Raw genomic sequence first — 16,278 nt, 5'->3', positions numbered from 1 at the left:
CATGCTGATTCCTCGTCGAGTTAAGTTCCGCAAGCAGCACCACCCCAAGCGCAACGGGATGGCCAAGGGCGGCACCAAGCTGACCTTCGGTGACTTCGGAATCCAGGCGCTCGAGTCCTCGTACCTGACGAACCGTCAGATCGAGTCCGCTCGTATCGCCATGACCCGCCACATGAAGCGTGGCGGCAAGGTCTGGATCAACGTGTACCCGGACCGCCCCCTCACGAAGAAGCCCGCCGAAACCCGCATGGGTTCCGGCAAGGGCTCGCCCGAGTGGTGGGTCGCCAACATCAAGCCCGGCCGCGTGCTGTTCGAGCTGTCCGGCGTCCCCGAGGACGTCGCCCGCGAGGCGCTGCGCCTGGCCATCCACAAGCTGCCCTTCAAGGCACGCTTCATCAAGCGCGAAGCAGGTGACATCTGATGCCCAAGTCATTGACTGCCCACGATCTGCGTGGCCTGTCGCGTGACCAGCTCAACGGCAAGGTCGTGGAGCTCAAGGAAGAACTGTTCGGTCTCCGATTCCAGGCTGCCACCGGCCAGCTGGAGTCGCACGGACGTCTCCGCGAGGTCCGCAAGGACATCGCACGCATCTACACCGTGCTGCAGGAGCGCAACCTCGGCATTGTCGACGAGCCGGCTGTTGAGGAGAAGTAACCATGAGTGAAGAATCCACCACCGAGGCCACCACGGCCGAGACCACCGAGCGTGGCCGCCGCAAGGTGCTCGCGGGCATCGTCGTCAGCGACAAGATGGACAAGACCATCGTCGTCGCCGTCGAGGACCGCGTCAAGCACCCGCTCTACGGCAAGGTCATGACCAAGACCACGCGGCTGAAGGCCCACGACGAGGAGAACAGCGCCGGCATCGGCGACCGTGTCCGCGTCATGGAGACCCGTCCGCTGTCCGCCACCAAGCGTTGGCGTCTGGTCGAGGTCACCGAGCGCGCCAAGTGACGCACTCGTAGAACCGACGCAGAGGGCCCCGGGATGGATCCCGGGGCCCTCTCGTCATTTCCGGACGGCGACCACCTGCACCAGGTCGCGGTAGTGGCCGTCGACCACCGGGCCGCCACACGTCACGACCACCAGGCGATGCTGCCCGTCGGTGGTGAACAGTTCCGGGTGGTCGGCGTCCCGGGGCAGCCGGTCGATCGAGACCACGCGCCACCGGGAGGCGTCCCCGTCAGGGGTGAGCAGGTCGATGATGTCTCCGGGGCCTGCGGCGGCCAACGACCACAGCGCTCCACGCCGCCCGTCCCAGCTCACGTGGCCGGTCACCAGGACGGTCCCCGCGTCATCGCCGGGCCGGGCACCGTCGCGCCAGATGCCGACCTCACCCGGATCCTCGGGGACCTCCAGCTCCTGGCCCACGACGCCCACCTCCCGCACCGGTGCGGAGATCCCCAACGAGGCCACCATCAGCCGGGGCGAGGGGGTGGCAGGGGCCACCGTCGCGGTCGGAGCCGGGGTCGTCCCGTCGCCCGGGGCGGATGTCGTCTCCTCGGGCTTCCCGGCCGAGGGGCGGACCGGTGCCGTGACCTGTGCGCCGGGGGCCTCGGGAGCGGGCGCCGGTGGCTGACTTGGCCCGGGCCAGAGTCCGGCCACCACGAGGCACGCTGCCGCGGCCAGGGCGGCGGGCTGCCACGCCGTCCGGCACCAGTCGAGCAGCCGGGTTGACGGGGAACGCCCCACCGGCGGTGCCGCCCTCCGAGGTGCGGTCACGGCCTGCGCCCCGACCTTCGGACCCGCGTCGCGAATGCCAGCAGACCGATCGCGAGGCCGACGTGCACCAGCTGCCAGCGCACCTCCCGGATGGGGGCTCCCGAGTTGATGCGCGGGGTCTCCGGCTCCGGAGGCGGCGCTGTGACTGGCGGCGGAGTGGGCACCGGCGGGGGCACTTCGGCGGGAGGGGTGGTCGCTGTGGGTGGTGGCGAGGTCGCCACAGGTGGGGTCGGGCCGGTCGGAGGTGTCGGGACAACCGGAGGCGGAGTCTCCCGGGGTGGATCGGGGACCAGGACGCTCTGGCTGGCCAGTCCGGGCCCATGCATGACCTCGGCCACCACACCGCCCGCGTGGCTGACGCTGAGCAGGGCCGTCGCGGTGTAGCAGCCGGGGTCCTCCAGCTTCGTCCGCAGGAGCCCCTCGAGAACCGGCCCGGGCAACTCTACGTCCTCGTACGTCGCCGCGACCGGTGCTCCCCGCCAGTCGACGGCGTCGCAGGTCTGTCCACCCTCGGTCTCGACCGGGGGCATGGGCCCCAGGAGTTCACCCGAGGCATGGACCAGCAGGGGTACCTCCGAACCCGGTACCTCACGCCCGTCCGGCAACCCCGCCACGCGGAGGGTGTCGGAGACCGTCGCGCCCAGTCGTGGGGCGCCCGTGACCACCAGCTCGGAGCTCACGGACGGTGCGAGCACGACGCTGGTCTCCGACAGTTGCGGCCAGGAGGGCGGCTCGGGGGACAGCACCAGTTCGGCCTCGTCCAAGCGCTCCCGCCACGAGTAGTACCCGGGTCCGGGGAACTCGAGGGCGCTCGTGTGCACCTCGGCGGACCCCTCGTCGTCATAGGTTCCGGTGAACGTGGCGACCCCGACACTTGGTGCGGTGTCCGGGGATGCCGCCGCGAGCTCCTCGAGCGTGCCGAAGGGTCCGAGGAGCGTGCTCTGGCCGGAGAACCCGTGACCGGGCCTACCCCCGGCCACGGTGACCACGTCGACGGCCGCCCCACCCGCGGATGCGATGACGTCCCTGGTCCGGGTTGTGACGGTGGGGCGCCATGGTTCGGGCTCGAGGTGGATCTCGTCTCGCCACGACATCGTGACCGGTTCAGGAGCCGCGATCATGCGCTGGATCGTCTTCTCCCTCGGGACGAAGAGCCGCGGCCGGGGACCGGGCAGACCGGAGACCTCGACGTCGAGGGCGCCGGTGACGGCCCGATCGGACGGAACGGGCAGTTGCACCCACACGCGGGTCGTGCCCTCCGGGCCGGTGCTGCGGGTGGTCGAGGTGACCTCCAGCGCTCCGCTGCCACGAGTGGTGACGTGTCGCCCGGGCACCTGCGCGCCGGAGGCGGCAAGCACCCTGATGGCCAGCTCGCCGGTCGCGTTGGACGACGAAGGGCGCCGGTTCCACCTGATGTCCAGGGTGTACGGACCGGCGAAGGCGTCGGCCTCCCGCTGCAGGCGCTCGAACTCGGTGACCGTGCCGGGATGTGCCCCTGACACGGCCGACCACCGGTCCGCCTCCTTCCGCTCCTGCGCCGTGCCGTCGAGCGTCCGCAGCCGGACGGCGTGCTCCACCGCTGCGCCGACGTCCGGACTGGGGGAGGGGCCGGTCTCGTGCAGGATCCAGGACAGTTCGGCCAGTTCGGCCACCAGCGTCTTGCGGGTTCCGTTGCCGTGCTCCCCCCGGGGGCCGCCCCAGCCGGTCTGGCGGTGGAGCGTGTAGTTGGTGTACTCGGTCCAGGCGCTCGCCTCCCGCGGCGGGCCGGAGTTCAGGTCGATGCAGTAGGCGGTCACCTCGCCCAGCTTCTTGGCGCCGTACCAGTGCTCGGGGTGGGAGCGGGTGGGCATCGGGTGGCCGGAGCCGGCCAGGTCCCCGTCCTGGGACCGCGCACCCGCCGCCGAGGGGAGCAGGGCCAGGCCGAGCACGAGGACGACCACCGCCGACAGCGGGGTTCTCCAGTCGGGTCTCATCGGAGCGCGGCCTCCCTGCGTTCGGGCATGCGCCAGAGCTGGACCAGTTGCGAGCCGCAGGTGGGGCACTCGGTCAGGCTGCGGCCGTCCTCCTCGCGCATCATGCTGAACGCGGAGGGGGACAGCGTGCAGTTGCGGCAGTCGAGGACCTCGCCCTGCCAGGCGCGCGCCCGCAGCCGCCGCGCAATCTTGCCGGCGACGAGGCAGGGTGTCTCGAGGACGTCCGGCCAGCCGAACAGTTGCGGCTCCTCCGGGTCGTCGTGGTGTGGTCGGCCCATCCACCCGTAGCTCGGCCGCAGGTTGCGCCCGGTGAGCGACCCGTCGAAGTGCAGGTTGACGTCGACGCCGAACAGGGCCGCCCGCACGGAGTGCTGCGTGCCGTCGGGCAGCGGGGCCCACTCCAGCAGAGGCAGCCCGTGCGCCAGCAGGACGTCGCGGTTGAGAGCGGTCTCGAAGGCGCTGCGTCCCTCGGCCCGGGGGGCGGTGCAAAGTTCCAGGAACCGCTCCCGGTCCCGGAGCCTGAGGGCCCGGCCCGCCAGTTTCCGCGCGAGACCGGCGTCTGCGGTCGGGGACAGCAGGAACCTGCCGAAGGCCTCGTCCACGGCCTCGCAGGACTGCACCTCGTCGGGCTCTCCGCTGTGGAACCGCCACGGGCCCCGGTCCTTCAGGTTGCGCCGTCCGCACCAGACGTCGATGACATCGGGTTCCGGTCCCTGCCCCCGAACCCAGGCGGCCGCGCCGAGCCCCAGGGTGGCCGCCGGGCCACCGAGCTTGAGCCCGGCCCAGATGCGGCCGGCGACGTCCAGTTCGGGATGGAGGCTGTAGAGCCCGGGGTGGACCCGGAAACACTCCCCGGAGCGCAGCGCCGCGGTGAACCCGCGCAGGCCGAAGCGAGTCGCGTCGGAGTTGGTGAACACGCCTCCCCGGAGACCGGCGTGGGTCACCAGAGGCGGTGGAAGTACCTTGTAGTCAGTCATACCCCAGACTCTGGTTGCCGGCCGCCCCGATCCGTCACGCCGACGCCCTCCCTGTGGAGAACCCGCCGGGGGAGGCGCCACCACGGTCGATTTCATCGGCTTGGGTTGGGTGATGTACGCTTGTCAAGTTGTCTTGGGTCTGTGCCCGGGTACTCGCGTGCTCGGGGACCTTTCCCGGGCGACGGAACCCCGTACCCCTGGTTCGGGGCGCCTCCTGGCAAAATCCAGGGGGTTCATCACAAGTTCCGACACAGGCCCCCTCGCGGGAACCAGTCGGACGGAGGAGAAACAATGATCCAGCAGGAGTCGCGACTGAAGGTCGCCGACAACACTGGTGCCAAGGAGATCCTTTGCATCCGTGTTCTCGGTGGCACGAAGCGTCGTTACGCCTACGTCGGTGACACCATTGTCGCCACGGTCAAGGACGCAATCCCCGGCGGCAACGTCAAGAAGGGCGAGGTCGTCAAGGCTGTCGTAGTGCGCACCAGCAAGGAACGTCGCCGCGCCGACGGTTCCTACATCAAGTTCGATGAGAACGCAGCCGTCATCCTCAAGGCCGACGGCGAACCCCGCGGAACCCGCATCTTCGGCCCCGTGGCCCGTGAGCTGCGCGAGCGGAAGTTCATGCGCATCATTTCCCTGGCACCCGAGGTGATCTGAAATGGCATCCCTGCACGTCAAGAAGGGTGACCGCGTCATGGTCATCGCAGGCAAGGACAAGGGTGTTGTCGGCGAGATCATCGCCGTCCACGTCGAGGACCAGCGCGTCGTCGTCGAGGGCGTCAACATCATGAAGCGTCACCGTCGGGAGTCCCAGGGCGCCGGCGGCCGTCGCATCGAGGGCGGCATCATCTCGGCCGAGGCCCCGATCCACGTCTCCAACGTCCAGCTCGTCACCAAGGTGGACGGCAAGGAAGTTGTCACCCGCGTGGGCTACGAGCGCGAAGAGGTCATGAAGAAGCGCGCCGACGGAACCGAGTACAAGGCGTTCCGCAGCAAGCGCGTCGCCCGCAAGACCGGGAAGGAGATCTGATGAGCACCGACACCATCGAGGCCACCCAGACCCCCAAGAGCACCGAGATCCCCCGCCTGAAGAAGAAGTACCGCGAGGAGATCGCCAAGGCGCTGAACGAGGAGTTCGGCTACGCCAACACCATGCAGATCCCCGGTCTCGTGAAGATCGTGGTCAACATGGGTGTCGGCGACGCGGCTCGCGACTCCAAGATCATCGACGGCGCGATCCGCGACCTGACGGCCATCACCGGCCAGAAGCCCGCGGTCACCAAGGCACGCAAGTCCATCGCACAGTTCAAGCTGCGCGAGGGCCAGCCCATCGGCTGCCACGTCACCCTCCGCGGCGACCGCATGTGGGAGTTCGCCGACCGCCTGCTGACGCTGGCCCTGCCCCGAATCCGCGACTTCCGCGGGCTCAACGGCCGCCAGTTCGACGGCAACGGCAACTACACCTTCGGTCTGAGCGAGCAGGTCATGTTCCTCGAGATCGACCAGGACAAGATCGACCGCGTCCGCGGCATGGACATCACGTTCGTCACCACCGCGACCAACGACGAGGAGGGCCGCGCTCTGCTGAAGCATCTCGGCTTCCCCTTCAAGGCTGTGGACGATCCCAAGAAGGCCCGCGCCAAGCGTGGACCCGCGTACTACGCCAAGAAGAAGAAGTGAGCTGACACATGGCAAAGACAGGACTCAAGGTCAAGCAGTCCCGCACCCCCAAGTTCGGCGTGCGTGCATACACCCGCTGCAAGCGCTGCGGTCGTCCCAAGTCGGTTTACCGCAAGTTCGGCCTGTGCCGGATCTGCCTTCGCGAACTGGCCCATGCCGGCGAGCTTCCCGGCATCACCAAGTCGTCCTGGTGAGGATCGACCCCACTACAAGATTTCCAACGCGCCAGGTCCGCACAAAGCTCGGAAACCGGTGTGAGAAAGAAGTTCAACAGCCATGACAATGACTGATCCGATCGCAGACATGCTCACGCGTGTCCGCAACGCAAATCAGGCTTACCTGGACTCGACGACCATGCCGTCGTCGAAGATCAAGGTCGGCATCGCAGAAATCCTGAAGGCGGAGGGCTACATCTCCAACTTCGAACTCGACGAGGTCGAGGGGCAGGTGGGCAAGGTCCTCAAGGTGACCCTCAAGTACGGGGACTCCCGCGAGCGCTCCATCGCAGGCCTCAAGCGAATCAGCAAGCCGGGCCTGCGCGTCTACGCGAAGGCCAACGCACTGCCGAAGGTGCTCGGTGGCCTCGGTGTCGCCATCATCTCCACCTCGCAGGGTCTGCTGACCGACAAGCAAGCAAACGCCAAGTCCGTGGGCGGCGAAGTACTCGCCTACGTCTGGTGACCGGCCGGAACTGAAAAGGAGAATCGAAAATGTCACGAATTGGCAGGCTCCCGATCACCGTTCCCGCCGGTGTCGAGGTGAAGCTTGACGGTCGCAACGTCGACGTGAAGGGCCCCAAGGGCAACCTTCAGCTGACGATTGCCGAACCGCTCACCATTGAGAAGAACGAGGCTGGCGAGATCCAGGTCTCCCGTCCCAACGACGAGCGTGAGAACCGCTCGCTGCACGGTCTGACCCGCACGCTGGTCAACAACATGGTCATCGGTGTCACCGAGGGCTACGAGCGCAAGCTCGAGATCGTCGGCGTCGGTTACCGCGTCATCGCCAAGGGCCCCAAGCAGCTCGAGTTCGCGCTCGGCTTCTCCCACCCCGTGGTGATCGACGCCCCCGAGGGTGTCACGTTCACCGTCGAGTCGCCCACCAAGTTCGCGGTGAGTGGCGTCGACAAGCAGCTCGTCGGTGAGACGGCTGCGAACATCCGCAAGCTCCGCAAGCCCGAGCCCTACAAGGGCAAGGGTGTCCGCTACGCGGGCGAGCAGGTCCGCCGCAAGGCCGGAAAGGCTGGTAAGTAATGGCTATCTCGCTGGGACAGCGCAAGGGCCTGGCCCCGAAGACTGCTTCTCGGGCCCGCCGCCAGCTGCGTGGACGCAAGCGCATCCACGGTTCCGCCGAGCGTCCCCGTCTCGTCGTCACGCGCTCTGCGCGTCACCTCTTCGTCCAGGTGATCGACGACGTCGAGGGCAAGACGCTCGCGTCGGCATCGACCATGGAGGCGGACCTCCGCGCACTGACCGCGGACAAGTCCGACAAGGCCCGCAAGGTCGGCGAGCTGATCGCCGAGCGCGCGAAGCAGGCCGGTGTCGAGGACGTCGTCTTCGACCGCGCAGGCAACAAGTACCACGGCCGCATCGCCGCGCTCGCTGACGCAGCGCGCGAAGCAGGTCTCGGATTCTGACAATCGACGAAAGGTAAGGGAACACGATGAGTGAAACCCAGCAGCGCGGCTCCGGCCGTGGCAGCGGTGAGCGTCGTGGCCGTGACGATCGTCGTGGCCAGGCTCCCAAGGACAACAAGGACCAGTACATCGAGCGGGTGGTTGCCATCAACCGCGTCGCCAAGGTCGTGCAGGGTGGTCGTCGCTTCAGCTTCACCGCCCTCGTGGTGGTCGGCGACGGTGAAGGCACCGTCGGCGTCGGCTACGGCAAGGCCAAGGAAGTGCCCGCGGCGATCTCCAAGGGTGTCGAGGAGGCGAAGAAGAACTTCTTCCGCGTCCCGATGATCCAGAAGACGATCCCGCACTGGGTCCAGGGTGAGAAGGCCGGCGGCGTCGTGCTGCTGCGTCCCGCTTCCCCCGGTACCGGTGTGATCGCAGGCGGCTCCGCCCGTGCGGTCCTGGAGTGCGCTGGCGTGCACGACGTGCTGTCCAAGTCCCTCGGCTCCGCGAACGCGATCAACGTCGTGCACGCGACGGTCGATGCGCTCAAGCAGCTCGAAGAGCCCGAGGCGGTCGCAAAGCGTCGCGGGCTCCCCGTGGAGGATGTCGCCCCGGCGGCGATGCTCCGCGCTCGCAAGGAGGTGGCCAGCTGATGGCCGAACTCAAGATCACCCAGACGAAGTCCGGAGTGGGCAGCAAGCAGAACCAGAAGGACACGCTTCGCACCCTCGGTCTCAAGCGCGTCGGTGACTCGGTGGTCCGTGAGGACCGTCCCGAGGTCGTCGGCATGGTCAGGACCGTCGCCCACCTCGTTGTTGTGGAAGAGGTCAAGTAATCATGGCGCTCAAGCTTCACCACCTGCGCCCTGCCCCCGGTGCCAAGACCGAGAAGACTCGTGTCGGCCGCGGTGAGGGCTCCAAGGGCAAGACCGCTGGTCGCGGCACGAAGGGCACGGGAGCTCGCAAGAACGTCCCCGCCAACTTCGAGGGCGGCCAGATGCCGATGCACATGCGGATTCCGAAGCTGAAGGGCTTCAAGAACCCGTTCCGCGTCGAGTACCAGGTCGTCAACGTCGCCCGCCTCGGGGAGCTCTTCCCCAAGGGTGGCACCGTGACCGTCGAGGACCTCGTCGAGGCAGGTGCCGTCCGTGACGGCTCGCTCGTCAAGGTGCTCGGCAACGGTGACATCGACGTTGCGATCAACGTGACCGCGCACGCGTACTCCGCGTCTGCCAAGGAGAAGCTGGAGAAGGCCGGAGGCTCGATCACCGAGCTCTGAGCCCTTCCCGGACTCCGTAGGAACACAAGCCGGAAGTGGCCGATACCCCAGGGTGTCGGCCACTTCTGTGTCCGGGCGGTGATCGTCGGTTGGGTCCGGCGGTCGCTGCTTGATAGGCTGCCTTGGTTGCCTGCCGTCGGCAGCCACAGATGACGTACCTGGAAATGAAAGTGGGGCCGGATGCTCTCCGCCTTCGCAAACGCGTTCAAGACGCCGGAACTGCGCAAGAAGATCTTCTTCACGCTCGGAATCATCGCGCTGTTCCGCCTTGGATCGACCGTGCCATCGCCCAACGTGAACATCTCGCGGATCGACCAGTGCATCGCGCTGGCCGGTCAGGGTGATGCCGCCGGGCTCTACTCCATGATCAACCTGTTCTCAGGTGGGGCTCTGCTGCAGCTGACGGTCTTCGCGCTGGGCATCATGCCCTACATCACCGCATCGATCATCCTGCAGCTGCTCGTCGTCGTGATCCCGCGTCTGGAGACCCTCAAGAAGGAGGGCGCCGCCGGGACGCAGAAGATCACCCAGTACACGCGCTACCTCACGGTGGTCCTCGCGGTGCTGAACTCGACGGCGTTCGTCACGCTGGCGCGCACCGGGCAGCTGTTCCCCGGCTGCGACGGCATCCTGTACTCCCAGGACATCTTCCCGCTCGTCGTCATGGTCATGGTGATGACCGCGGGCACCGTCGTCATCATGTGGCTCGGCGAGCTCATCACCGACCGTGGCATCGGCAACGGCATGTCCCTGATGATCTTCACCCAGATCGCCGCGAGCTTCCCCGCCGGCATGTGGAGCATCAAGCAGGCCAACCCCGGCGCCACCGGCTGGTTCCTGTTCTTCCTGGTGCTGGCCATCGGCCTGTTGGTGATGCTGGGCATCGTGTTCATGGAGCAGGGCCAGCGCCGCATCCCTGTGCAGTACGCCAAGCGGATGGTTGGCCAGCGCCTCGTCGGCGGCTCCACCACCTACATCCCGTTGAAGGTCAACCAGGCAGGCGTGATCCCCGTCATCTTCGCGTCGTCGATCCTGTACCTGCCGGTGCTCTACTCCACGTTCCGTCCGGAGAGTGCCCTGGGCCAGTGGATCGCGGTCAACTTCACCACCAGCAGCACCTGGTACTCGGTGGCCATGTTCGTCCTGATCATCGCCTTCACCTACTTCTACGTCTCGATCACCTTCAACCCCGAAGAGGTCTCGGACAACATGAAGAAGTACGGCGGCTTCATCCCCGGCGTGCGTGCCGGCAAGCCCACCGAGCGCTACCTCGCCTACGTGCTGAGCCGCCTCACCGCGCCCGGCTCGCTCTACCTCGCCGTCATCGCCCTGGTGCCCACCGTGGCCTTCATGTCGATGGGTGCCGCTGAGAACTTCCCGTTCGGCGGCGTGTCCATCCTGATCATCGTCGGTGTGGCCCTTGACACGGTCAAGCGCATCGAGAGCCAGCTCCAGCAGCGGAACTACGAGGGCTTCCTGCGATGAGGCTCCTCATCATGGGAGCACCGGGGGCCGGCAAGGGCACCCAGGCCACAGCGCTGGCCGGCCGCTACGGGGTGCCTGCCATCTCCACCGGTGACATCTTTCGCGACCACATCAAGCGGCAGACTCCGCTGGGGGTCAAGGTCAAGGAACTGATCGACGCCGGGGAGTACGTCCCCGACGAGGTCACCGAGGACATCGTCGCGAGCCGACTGGCCGAGCCCGACTGCGCCGACGGCTTCCTGCTGGACGGCTTCCCCCGGACCATGCACCAGGTCCACTTCCTCGACAAGCACCTCGCCGAGAAGGGCCAACAGATCGACGCCGTCGTGTCGCTGGTCGTCGAGCCGGAGGTCCTGGTGGAGCGCCTGCTGGAGCGTGCCAACATCGAGGGCCGTGCGGATGACAACGAGGACACCATCCGTCGCCGGATGGAGGTCTACGCGGGCCAGACCGCGCCCCTGCTGTTCCACTACGAGAAGCAGGGCGTGCTGGTCGACGTCGAGGGCACCGGCACGGTGGACGAGGTGCGCGAGCGCATGCTCTCAGCGGTCGAGGCCCGGGGGGAGCAGGACTTCCCCTTCTCGACGGAGGACTGATCGGGTGGCCACCATCCAGGTGAAGTCCACCGATGAACTGAAACTCATGCGTCGCGCAGGGCTCGTGGTGGCCGAGGGCCTCCAGGCCATGCAGGACGCGGCCGTGGTCGGCATGACCACCGCCGAGCTCGACGAGGTCGGTCGGGAGGTCCTGCGCCGCGCCGGCGCCTCCTCGAACTTCCTCGGCTACGGGGCGGAGTACGGCACCCCCTTCAACGGCGTGGCCTGCATCTCGGTGAACGAGGAACTCGTGCACGGCATGCCCGGCAGCCGGGTGCTGGACGAGGGCGACGTCGTCTCCGTGGACTTCGGTGCCGTCGTCGGCGGCTGGCACGGCGACGCCGCACGCACCTTCATCCTCGGGACGGGTGCCGCCGAGGACGAGACACTGATCGAGGTCACCCGTGGCTCGATGTGGGCCGGTATCGCCGCGACCCGCGACGGGGGCCGCGTCAACGACGTCTCCCGCGCGATCGAGGACTTCGTGCTGGCGCAGCCACGTCGCTACGGCACGCTTCGTGAGTACACCGGACACGGCATCGGCACCGAGATGCACATGGAACCGGACGTGCCCAACTACGCGCGCCGCCGCCCCACGCCGCGGCTCGGCGTCGGCATGACCATATGCATCGAGCCGATGCTCACCCTCGGTCTGCACCAGACCTCGATCTGCGAGGACGACTGGACCGTGGTCAGCCGCGACGGGTCCCGAGGCGCCCACTGGGAGCACACCGTGGCCATCACCCCGAAGGGGCTGTGGGTGCTCACCGCCCCGGACGGCGGCGAGGCCGAACTCACCGCTCGCGGGGTAGACTTCGGACCCCTCGGAGACTGAGCGCCGGCGTGCGCCACCCACTGACCTAGAATTGACGTCATGACAAGCCTCCCTCCGTCCTCGAAGTACCTGCAACGGCCGGACGAGCCCGTGGAGGAGCAGGAGCGAGAGTCCATCACGCAGAGACTTTCGGACGCGTACGCGGACGGCCGGATGTCTCAGGACGACTACATGTCCTCCTTGGACGTCGTCTACGCCGCCCGCAGTCTGGGCGAACTGGTCCCCGTCGTGGAGAAGCTGCCCGCAGCCGCCGACAACACGCCCGCCATCGTGAGCGCCGGCTCGGCCCCCGCCGGCGAGGTGACCCAGTCCCGCAACGTGCTCGTGCCCACGATGATGGCTGCCGGTGGCGTGCTCGTGCTCCTGTTCGTCCTCGGCGTGCTGGCCGTACTGATCTTCTGAGCCCACCGGGAACCGACGTGAACGAACCAGCGAGGGGGTGAGGAAATGGCGCAAGGACCAAGCAGCCCGGCCGGCTGGTCGGGGGGTGACAACGGTGACGGGGTGCCCCGGAGCCCCCTGACGCCGCCGCGCGCCGGCCTACCTCGCCCCGGACCGCGACCAAGGCCCGGTTGGGTGTTCGCCGGTACCCCGCGGGACCACGAGCCCACGGACCCGGCCGTGGGGCAGCAGCCCCCGGCAACCCGACCCGACGTATACCGTCCGAGTGCTCCAAGGCCCACCTCGTGGCCCTCTCCGACGGGCTCGAGACCGGTGCTCGCCACCGGCAACCCCTCCGCCCGCCGGCGGCGCAACCTGCCCACCCGGCTCATGGCGGCAACGCTCGCCCTCGTGGTGGTGATCGCTCTGGTGCTGGTCGGTATCCGTGGCTTGCCCAGCGGCTCCGAGATGGCGAGCGACAGCGTCGCGAGCGTGACGCCGACGCCGACCGCGAACCAGGCCACCTCAAGGTCGCAGAGCCCGGGGGACAGGCAGCCCGGCCGTCCCGCGGAGCCCACCCAGCAGGGGACCATGGCAGACCCCGGGGGGCGGAGCTGGACGCTGCCCGAGCGCGTCTGGGAGCCGCTGCCCCAACTGGAGGCGGCGGACGAGTACTGGGCGCGCCTCCAGGTCGCGGACGTGTACGGACAGAACCCGGTGACGCTGCTGGACTGCCCGGACCCGGCGACGGTGCAGACCGAGGCCGAGTACCGCGGCACGGTCCGCGAGCAGTGGACGTGCGTGCACGCAGCCTGGGTCCCCGTGTACGAGGCCATGGGCTGGTCAACCGTGGAGCCGGCCGTGGAGTTCTACCCCGGGAAGGGTTCCAAGAGCGAGTGCGGCTACCTCGAGGCACCCGCCTTCTACTGTTCCGCCGGCGACGGCACCGCCTACTTCGGCGGTGACCACTTCGCGATGGCGCAGAAGTGGGACCTCTCGGTGAACGAGATGGTCAACCACGAGTACGGCCACCACATCCAGAGCCTCGCGGGCCTCACCGCCGCCAAGCAGCAGGTGGTTGCCACCGACGACGTCGAGCGCCGCTCCGAGCTGCAGGCCACCTGTTGGTCGGCCATGATGACCTACCACAACCGCAGCTTCGAGTTCGGGCAGGAGGACTACGACAGCTGGCAGGCGCGTCTGGAGACCATGCTGGTCGATGGCGTCCACGGGAGCCGGGAGTCGCTGCGCTACTGGGGCACGCGCGGCCTGTACGCGGAGACCCTGAACGACTGCAACACGTGGGCCGTCGAGTCGGCCCACGTCTCCTGAGCCCCCAGCGGGGCACACTTGGTCCCCGACAGGCCCACCCCGAGAGGATCCCCGAGTGAGTCGCCCTGACGGATCGTGGTCGGCGCCCGGCCCCGGCACCATCCCGAGCCCCGGACCGCCCCCGCCGGGGTTTCGACCCGAACCGGGCCCCGGGACCTTCCAGAACTCCTCGTTCGGGTTCGACGGCCGCTTCCGGCAGCCCTCGCCACACGCGGCTTCCCACGGGTGGCGTGCACCGCAGCACCACACCCGCGGCACGGCAGCGCGCAGGCGTGGTGGCGGCCTCCTGCTCGGCTGCGGGATCGCCATGGTCGTCCTGGTGGTGGTCCCGGGCCTGCTGCTGGGCCTGCTCGGCGTCTCGGCGGTGGTCTCCGAACCGACGGCGACCACGACCGTGGTCGCCACCACCGTCGCCCCCGAGCCGACCCCGACCACACCCGAACCCGATCCCGAACCGGATCCGGCGCCCGAGCCGCCGCCGGAGCCCGAGCCGTTCCAGCCCCCGGCCCGCGACTTCGGGGAGCTGCCACCGCCCCACTCCACCGACCCCGCCTGGGTGAGGGTGCAGCAGTCCGACCTGTACACGGCCCGGTTCCCGGTCTCCGAGGGCTGCCCCGAGCCGGCGTACGTGGAGGACATGGCCACGCTCCAGGAGCACACCACAGCACAGCTGGCGTGTGTGCAGTCGGCCTGGGGACCCGTCCTGGACGCACTCGGACTCCCGAGCCACGAGATCCCGCACCACTACTACGAGGGCTCCACCGTGAGTTCACCATGCGGGACGAGCACCGCCCCGGCCTTCTACTGCTCCGCGGGCGGGGGAGCCATCTACCTCGGGGAGGACCTCCTCCTGGGCACCGCGTACGACCCGATCTGGGCCAAGGACCTGGTGGGGCACGAGTACGGCCACCACCTGCAGGCTCTCGGTGGGTTCTATGCCGTGACGGGCGACCTGCCGGGCGGTGACGAGGTCTGGCGGCGCCTGGAGATCCAGGCCACCTGCTTCTCCATGGGCATGCTGCGCAAGGACCGCTCCCACGTCCTCACACAGGAGTCGTTCGACCACCTGGAGCCACACCTGCGCAGCTTCCTCGACGACGGCATCCACGGCAGCAAGGATTCACTGGCCTACTGGGGGATGCGTGGTTTCTACGGCGACCACGCGGCCGAGTGCAACACCTGGCTCGTCGGCTCCGAGTGGGTCCGCTAGCTTGCCCCTGCGCCGCGACCGGCTACTGGACGGTCCCGATCCCGGGATTCCACAACCGGACGCGACGCTGCGTGATCAGCTTGCGCTGCCAGAAGGGGTCCTCGTCCAGCAGCTGCTCCACCTCCGCGTCGCTGTCCGCGCGCACGAGCAGCAGGGCACCGGGGGAGTCGGCCTCCTGGTAGGCCCCGGCCACCACCAGCGGCGTCGGCAGCAGCGCCCGGAGGAACTCTCGGTGGGCCGGACGGTGCTCGTCCAGTGCGGCGGCGTCGGTCACGTAGGAGTACTCGACTGCGTAGAGGTTCATGCCCCAACGCTACCGATCCGGGCCCCGGGTGGCCCGGATCCGGACCGAGATTTTGGAAACGCCGCGGGGGAGCGTAAAATATCCGAGACGGGCTGGAATTCTTCTGGCCGGAATGCCCCGGCGCACCGGGGTCCGAGCGAAGATTGAGAGCATATGGCGAAGAAAGAAGGAGCCCTCGAGCTCGAGGGCACCGTGGTCGAGGCACTGCCCAACGCGATGTTCCGCGTTGAGCTCGCCAACGGCCACAAGGTCCTGACCACGATCAGCGGCAAGATGCGGCAGCACTACATCCGCATCCTCCCTGCGGACCGCGTGGTCGTGGAACTCTCCCCCTACGACCTGACCCGAGGACGCATCGTCTACCGTCACAAGTGACCAGCAGTCCTGGAGATGAACGCCCGGCCGTCCGCCGGGCGTTTCGCATTCCCGGGGATTTGGGGAACCGGGCGGTTTTGGCGTAAAGTGGTCTGTCGGTCCAACATCCGGTCACCAAGTCGCGCCTGCGCGTGCGGTGCCGGGACAAGGGCCGAGTTCATCCACCACTGATTGGGGTCCCCGGACCCTCATCGCCGATTGAAAAGGTTGCTCGAATGAAGGTTCAGCCGAGCGTCAAGAAGATCTGCGACAAGTGCAAGGTCATCCGCCGGCACGGTCGTGTGATGGTGATCTGCGAGAACCCTCGTCACAAGCAGCGCCAGGGCTGAGCCCAGCGCTGTCCGGTTCTCGACAGAACATCGCGGAACGGGCGCACGCCCACCCCGCCCGACACAACTCAACACAAACCACGTGAACGCAAGGGTCCGACTCCTCACGGAGTGGGCTCCCACCCCCGGACGAAGGCCGGGGCCCCGTCGGAGGTAGTCACCTCCGCAAGGCAAGCGGGGAAGC

25 protein-coding genes are annotated in these 16,278 nt (G+C 68.1%); 21 read left to right on the top strand and 4 right to left on the bottom strand.

Features of this window, described 5'->3' with window-relative positions; genetic code table 11:
- Position 1 precedes the first annotated feature (1 nt).
- The 3 genes from rplP to rpsQ are packed head-to-tail and all read left to right on the top strand — an operon-like array spanning position 2 to position 953.
- Positions 2 to 421: a 50S ribosomal protein L16 gene (rplP, locus tag FOJ82_RS03270; RefSeq protein ID WP_143936998.1), complete on the top strand. Its 420-nt coding sequence runs from the start codon at positions 2 to 4 to the stop codon at positions 419 to 421.
- Complete coding sequence (gene rpmC / locus FOJ82_RS03265; protein WP_143936997.1) at positions 421 to 654, top strand: 50S ribosomal protein L29; 234 nt, start codon at positions 421 to 423, stop codon at positions 652 to 654. The genes rplP and rpmC overlap by 1 nt, the downstream gene beginning before the upstream one ends.
- Positions 655 to 656: 2 nt before the next feature.
- Positions 657 to 953 (top strand): 30S ribosomal protein S17, encoded by a 297-nt coding sequence (rpsQ, locus tag FOJ82_RS03260; protein ID WP_143936996.1) that lies wholly within the window; start codon positions 657 to 659, stop codon positions 951 to 953.
- A gap of 54 nt (positions 954 to 1,007) precedes the next feature.
- Here the strand turns inward: rpsQ and FOJ82_RS03255 are convergent, their stop codons facing one another.
- Genes FOJ82_RS03255 through FOJ82_RS03245 form a run of 3 tightly spaced genes read right to left on the bottom strand, consistent with a single transcriptional unit; the run spans position 1,008 to position 4,671 of the window.
- Entirely contained in the window at positions 1,008 to 1,721 is a 714-nt protein-coding gene (locus FOJ82_RS03255) for a class F sortase (protein WP_143936995.1), read from the bottom strand.
- Positions 1,718 to 3,694: a hypothetical protein gene (locus FOJ82_RS03250; RefSeq protein ID WP_143936994.1), complete on the bottom strand. Its 1,977-nt coding sequence runs from the start codon at positions 3,692 to 3,694 to the stop codon at positions 1,718 to 1,720. Before FOJ82_RS03250 ends, FOJ82_RS03255 begins: the two co-directional genes overlap by 4 nt.
- On the bottom strand, positions 3,691 to 4,671 hold the full coding sequence (locus FOJ82_RS03245; protein WP_143936993.1) for a type IV toxin-antitoxin system AbiEi family antitoxin domain-containing protein: 981 nt from the start codon (positions 4,669 to 4,671) through the stop codon (positions 3,691 to 3,693). The genes FOJ82_RS03250 and FOJ82_RS03245 overlap by 4 nt, the downstream gene beginning before the upstream one ends.
- A 291-nt stretch (positions 4,672 to 4,962) precedes the next feature.
- Between FOJ82_RS03245 and rplN the strand changes: the two genes are divergently transcribed.
- The 16 genes from rplN (at position 4,963) to FOJ82_RS03165 (ending at position 15,086) form a co-directional block, all read left to right on the top strand.
- Entirely contained in the window at positions 4,963 to 5,331 is a 369-nt protein-coding gene (gene rplN / locus FOJ82_RS03240) for a 50S ribosomal protein L14 (protein ID WP_143936992.1), read from the top strand.
- A 1-nt stretch (position 5,332) separates the two neighbouring features.
- The gene (gene rplX / locus FOJ82_RS03235) at positions 5,333 to 5,704 is read left to right on the top strand and encodes a 50S ribosomal protein L24 (protein ID WP_143936991.1); all 372 of its coding nucleotides are present in this window, start codon (positions 5,333 to 5,335) and stop codon (positions 5,702 to 5,704) included.
- A complete protein-coding gene (gene rplE / locus FOJ82_RS03230; RefSeq protein ID WP_143936990.1) occupies positions 5,704 to 6,354 on the top strand; it encodes a 50S ribosomal protein L5 in 651 nt (216 codons plus the stop codon). The genes rplX and rplE overlap by 1 nt, the downstream gene beginning before the upstream one ends.
- An 8-nt stretch (positions 6,355 to 6,362) precedes the next feature.
- A complete protein-coding gene (locus tag FOJ82_RS03225) occupies positions 6,363 to 6,548 on the top strand; it encodes a type Z 30S ribosomal protein S14 (RefSeq protein WP_143936989.1) in 186 nt (61 codons plus the stop codon).
- Positions 6,549 to 6,630: 82 nt separating this feature from the next.
- The gene (gene rpsH, locus FOJ82_RS03220) at positions 6,631 to 7,035 is read left to right on the top strand and encodes a 30S ribosomal protein S8 (RefSeq protein WP_143936988.1); all 405 of its coding nucleotides are present in this window, start codon (positions 6,631 to 6,633) and stop codon (positions 7,033 to 7,035) included.
- Between the two features lie 29 nt (positions 7,036 to 7,064).
- Positions 7,065 to 7,607 (top strand): 50S ribosomal protein L6, encoded by a 543-nt coding sequence (gene rplF / locus FOJ82_RS03215; protein WP_143936987.1) that lies wholly within the window; start codon positions 7,065 to 7,067, stop codon positions 7,605 to 7,607.
- Positions 7,607 to 7,990, top strand: a complete 384-nt coding sequence (gene rplR, locus FOJ82_RS03210; RefSeq protein WP_143936986.1) for a 50S ribosomal protein L18 — start codon at positions 7,607 to 7,609, stop codon at positions 7,988 to 7,990. The genes rplF and rplR overlap by 1 nt, the downstream gene beginning before the upstream one ends.
- 26 nt (positions 7,991 to 8,016) lie before the next feature.
- On the top strand, positions 8,017 to 8,622 hold the full coding sequence (gene rpsE, locus FOJ82_RS03205) for a 30S ribosomal protein S5 (RefSeq protein ID WP_143936985.1): 606 nt from the start codon (positions 8,017 to 8,019) through the stop codon (positions 8,620 to 8,622).
- On the top strand, positions 8,622 to 8,804 hold the full coding sequence (gene rpmD / locus FOJ82_RS03200; protein ID WP_143936984.1) for a 50S ribosomal protein L30: 183 nt from the start codon (positions 8,622 to 8,624) through the stop codon (positions 8,802 to 8,804). The genes rpsE and rpmD overlap by 1 nt, the downstream gene beginning before the upstream one ends.
- Positions 8,805 to 8,806: 2 nt before the next feature.
- The gene (rplO, locus tag FOJ82_RS03195; protein ID WP_143936983.1) at positions 8,807 to 9,247 is read left to right on the top strand and encodes a 50S ribosomal protein L15; all 441 of its coding nucleotides are present in this window, start codon (positions 8,807 to 8,809) and stop codon (positions 9,245 to 9,247) included.
- A 180-nt stretch (positions 9,248 to 9,427) separates the two neighbouring features.
- Positions 9,428 to 10,732 carry a preprotein translocase subunit SecY gene (gene secY, locus FOJ82_RS03190; RefSeq protein ID WP_143936982.1) on the top strand — a complete coding sequence of 435 codons (1,305 nt, stop codon included), beginning with the start codon at positions 9,428 to 9,430 and terminating at the stop codon, positions 10,730 to 10,732.
- Positions 10,729 to 11,328 carry an adenylate kinase gene (locus FOJ82_RS03185; RefSeq protein ID WP_143936981.1) on the top strand — a complete coding sequence of 200 codons (600 nt, stop codon included), beginning with the start codon at positions 10,729 to 10,731 and terminating at the stop codon, positions 11,326 to 11,328. The genes secY and FOJ82_RS03185 overlap by 4 nt, the downstream gene beginning before the upstream one ends.
- A 4-nt stretch (positions 11,329 to 11,332) precedes the next feature.
- Positions 11,333 to 12,163, top strand: a complete 831-nt coding sequence (gene map / locus FOJ82_RS03180) for a type I methionyl aminopeptidase (protein ID WP_281279919.1) — start codon at positions 11,333 to 11,335, stop codon at positions 12,161 to 12,163.
- A 39-nt stretch (positions 12,164 to 12,202) separates the two neighbouring features.
- A complete protein-coding gene (locus FOJ82_RS03175) occupies positions 12,203 to 12,565 on the top strand; it encodes a DUF1707 SHOCT-like domain-containing protein (RefSeq protein WP_143936980.1) in 363 nt (120 codons plus the stop codon).
- A gap of 312 nt (positions 12,566 to 12,877) precedes the next feature.
- Positions 12,878 to 13,876, top strand: a complete 999-nt coding sequence (locus tag FOJ82_RS03170) for a neutral zinc metallopeptidase (protein ID WP_143936979.1) — start codon at positions 12,878 to 12,880, stop codon at positions 13,874 to 13,876.
- Positions 13,877 to 13,931: 55 nt separating this feature from the next.
- Complete coding sequence (locus tag FOJ82_RS03165) at positions 13,932 to 15,086, top strand: neutral zinc metallopeptidase (protein WP_143936978.1); 1,155 nt, start codon at positions 13,932 to 13,934, stop codon at positions 15,084 to 15,086.
- A gap of 22 nt (positions 15,087 to 15,108) precedes the next feature.
- On the opposite strand, the gene FOJ82_RS03160 is transcribed toward FOJ82_RS03165, so the two are convergent.
- Complete coding sequence (locus tag FOJ82_RS03160; protein WP_143936977.1) at positions 15,109 to 15,390, bottom strand: YciI family protein; 282 nt, start codon at positions 15,388 to 15,390, stop codon at positions 15,109 to 15,111.
- A 153-nt stretch (positions 15,391 to 15,543) separates the two neighbouring features.
- On the opposite strand from FOJ82_RS03160, the gene infA reads away from it, so the two are divergent.
- Entirely contained in the window at positions 15,544 to 15,765 is a 222-nt protein-coding gene (infA, locus tag FOJ82_RS03155; RefSeq protein ID WP_068749455.1) for a translation initiation factor IF-1, read from the top strand.
- A gap of 215 nt (positions 15,766 to 15,980) precedes the next feature.
- On the top strand, positions 15,981 to 16,094 hold the full coding sequence (gene rpmJ, locus FOJ82_RS03150; protein ID WP_020575560.1) for a 50S ribosomal protein L36: 114 nt from the start codon (positions 15,981 to 15,983) through the stop codon (positions 16,092 to 16,094).
- Positions 16,095 to 16,278: the final 184 nt, after the last annotated feature.

It is taken from the genome of Tessaracoccus rhinocerotis, assembly GCF_007197885.1.
Lineage (GTDB): Bacteria > Actinomycetota > Actinomycetes > Propionibacteriales > Propionibacteriaceae > Arachnia > Arachnia rhinocerotis.
The sequence above is the reverse complement of the archived record's forward strand: the minus strand, read 5'-3'. Positions and strand labels throughout refer to the sequence as shown.

What these genes read in the sequence shown, in the direction of transcription:
- rplF (WP_143936987.1), top strand. Translation starts at nt 7,065, where the DNA reads ATGTCACGAATTGGCAGGCTCCCGATCACCGTTCCCGCCGGTGTCGAG.
- rplP (WP_143936998.1), top strand. Translation starts at nt 2, where the DNA reads ATGCTGATTCCTCGTCGAGTTAAGTTCCGCAAGCAGCACCACCCCAAG.
- rpmJ (WP_020575560.1), top strand. Translation starts at nt 15,981, where the DNA reads ATGAAGGTTCAGCCGAGCGTCAAGAAGATCTGCGACAAGTGCAAGGTC.
- rplE (WP_143936990.1), top strand. Translation starts at nt 5,704, where the DNA reads ATGAGCACCGACACCATCGAGGCCACCCAGACCCCCAAGAGCACCGAG.
- FOJ82_RS03175 (WP_143936980.1), top strand. Translation starts at nt 12,203, where the DNA reads ATGACAAGCCTCCCTCCGTCCTCGAAGTACCTGCAACGGCCGGACGAG.
- FOJ82_RS03185 (WP_143936981.1), top strand. Translation starts at nt 10,729, where the DNA reads ATGAGGCTCCTCATCATGGGAGCACCGGGGGCCGGCAAGGGCACCCAG.
- rpsQ (WP_143936996.1), top strand. Translation starts at nt 657, where the DNA reads ATGAGTGAAGAATCCACCACCGAGGCCACCACGGCCGAGACCACCGAG.
- rpmC (WP_143936997.1), top strand. Translation starts at nt 421, where the DNA reads ATGCCCAAGTCATTGACTGCCCACGATCTGCGTGGCCTGTCGCGTGAC.
- secY (WP_143936982.1), top strand. Translation starts at nt 9,428, where the DNA reads ATGCTCTCCGCCTTCGCAAACGCGTTCAAGACGCCGGAACTGCGCAAG.
- rplX (WP_143936991.1), top strand. Translation starts at nt 5,333, where the DNA reads ATGGCATCCCTGCACGTCAAGAAGGGTGACCGCGTCATGGTCATCGCA.
- rpsE (WP_143936985.1), top strand. Translation starts at nt 8,017, where the DNA reads ATGAGTGAAACCCAGCAGCGCGGCTCCGGCCGTGGCAGCGGTGAGCGT.
- infA (WP_068749455.1), top strand. Translation starts at nt 15,544, where the DNA reads ATGGCGAAGAAAGAAGGAGCCCTCGAGCTCGAGGGCACCGTGGTCGAG.
- rplR (WP_143936986.1), top strand. Translation starts at nt 7,607, where the DNA reads ATGGCTATCTCGCTGGGACAGCGCAAGGGCCTGGCCCCGAAGACTGCT.
- rpsH (WP_143936988.1), top strand. Translation starts at nt 6,631, where the DNA reads ATGACAATGACTGATCCGATCGCAGACATGCTCACGCGTGTCCGCAAC.
- rplO (WP_143936983.1), top strand. Translation starts at nt 8,807, where the DNA reads ATGGCGCTCAAGCTTCACCACCTGCGCCCTGCCCCCGGTGCCAAGACC.
- FOJ82_RS03225 (WP_143936989.1), top strand. Translation starts at nt 6,363, where the DNA reads ATGGCAAAGACAGGACTCAAGGTCAAGCAGTCCCGCACCCCCAAGTTC.
- FOJ82_RS03250 (WP_143936994.1), bottom strand. Translation starts at nt 3,694, where the DNA reads ATGAGACCCGACTGGAGAACCCCGCTGTCGGCGGTGGTCGTCCTCGTG.
- FOJ82_RS03160 (WP_143936977.1), bottom strand. Translation starts at nt 15,390, where the DNA reads ATGAACCTCTACGCAGTCGAGTACTCCTACGTGACCGACGCCGCCGCA.
- FOJ82_RS03245 (WP_143936993.1), bottom strand. Translation starts at nt 4,671, where the DNA reads ATGACTGACTACAAGGTACTTCCACCGCCTCTGGTGACCCACGCCGGT.
- rpmD (WP_143936984.1), top strand. Translation starts at nt 8,622, where the DNA reads ATGGCCGAACTCAAGATCACCCAGACGAAGTCCGGAGTGGGCAGCAAG.
- rplN (WP_143936992.1), top strand. Translation starts at nt 4,963, where the DNA reads ATGATCCAGCAGGAGTCGCGACTGAAGGTCGCCGACAACACTGGTGCC.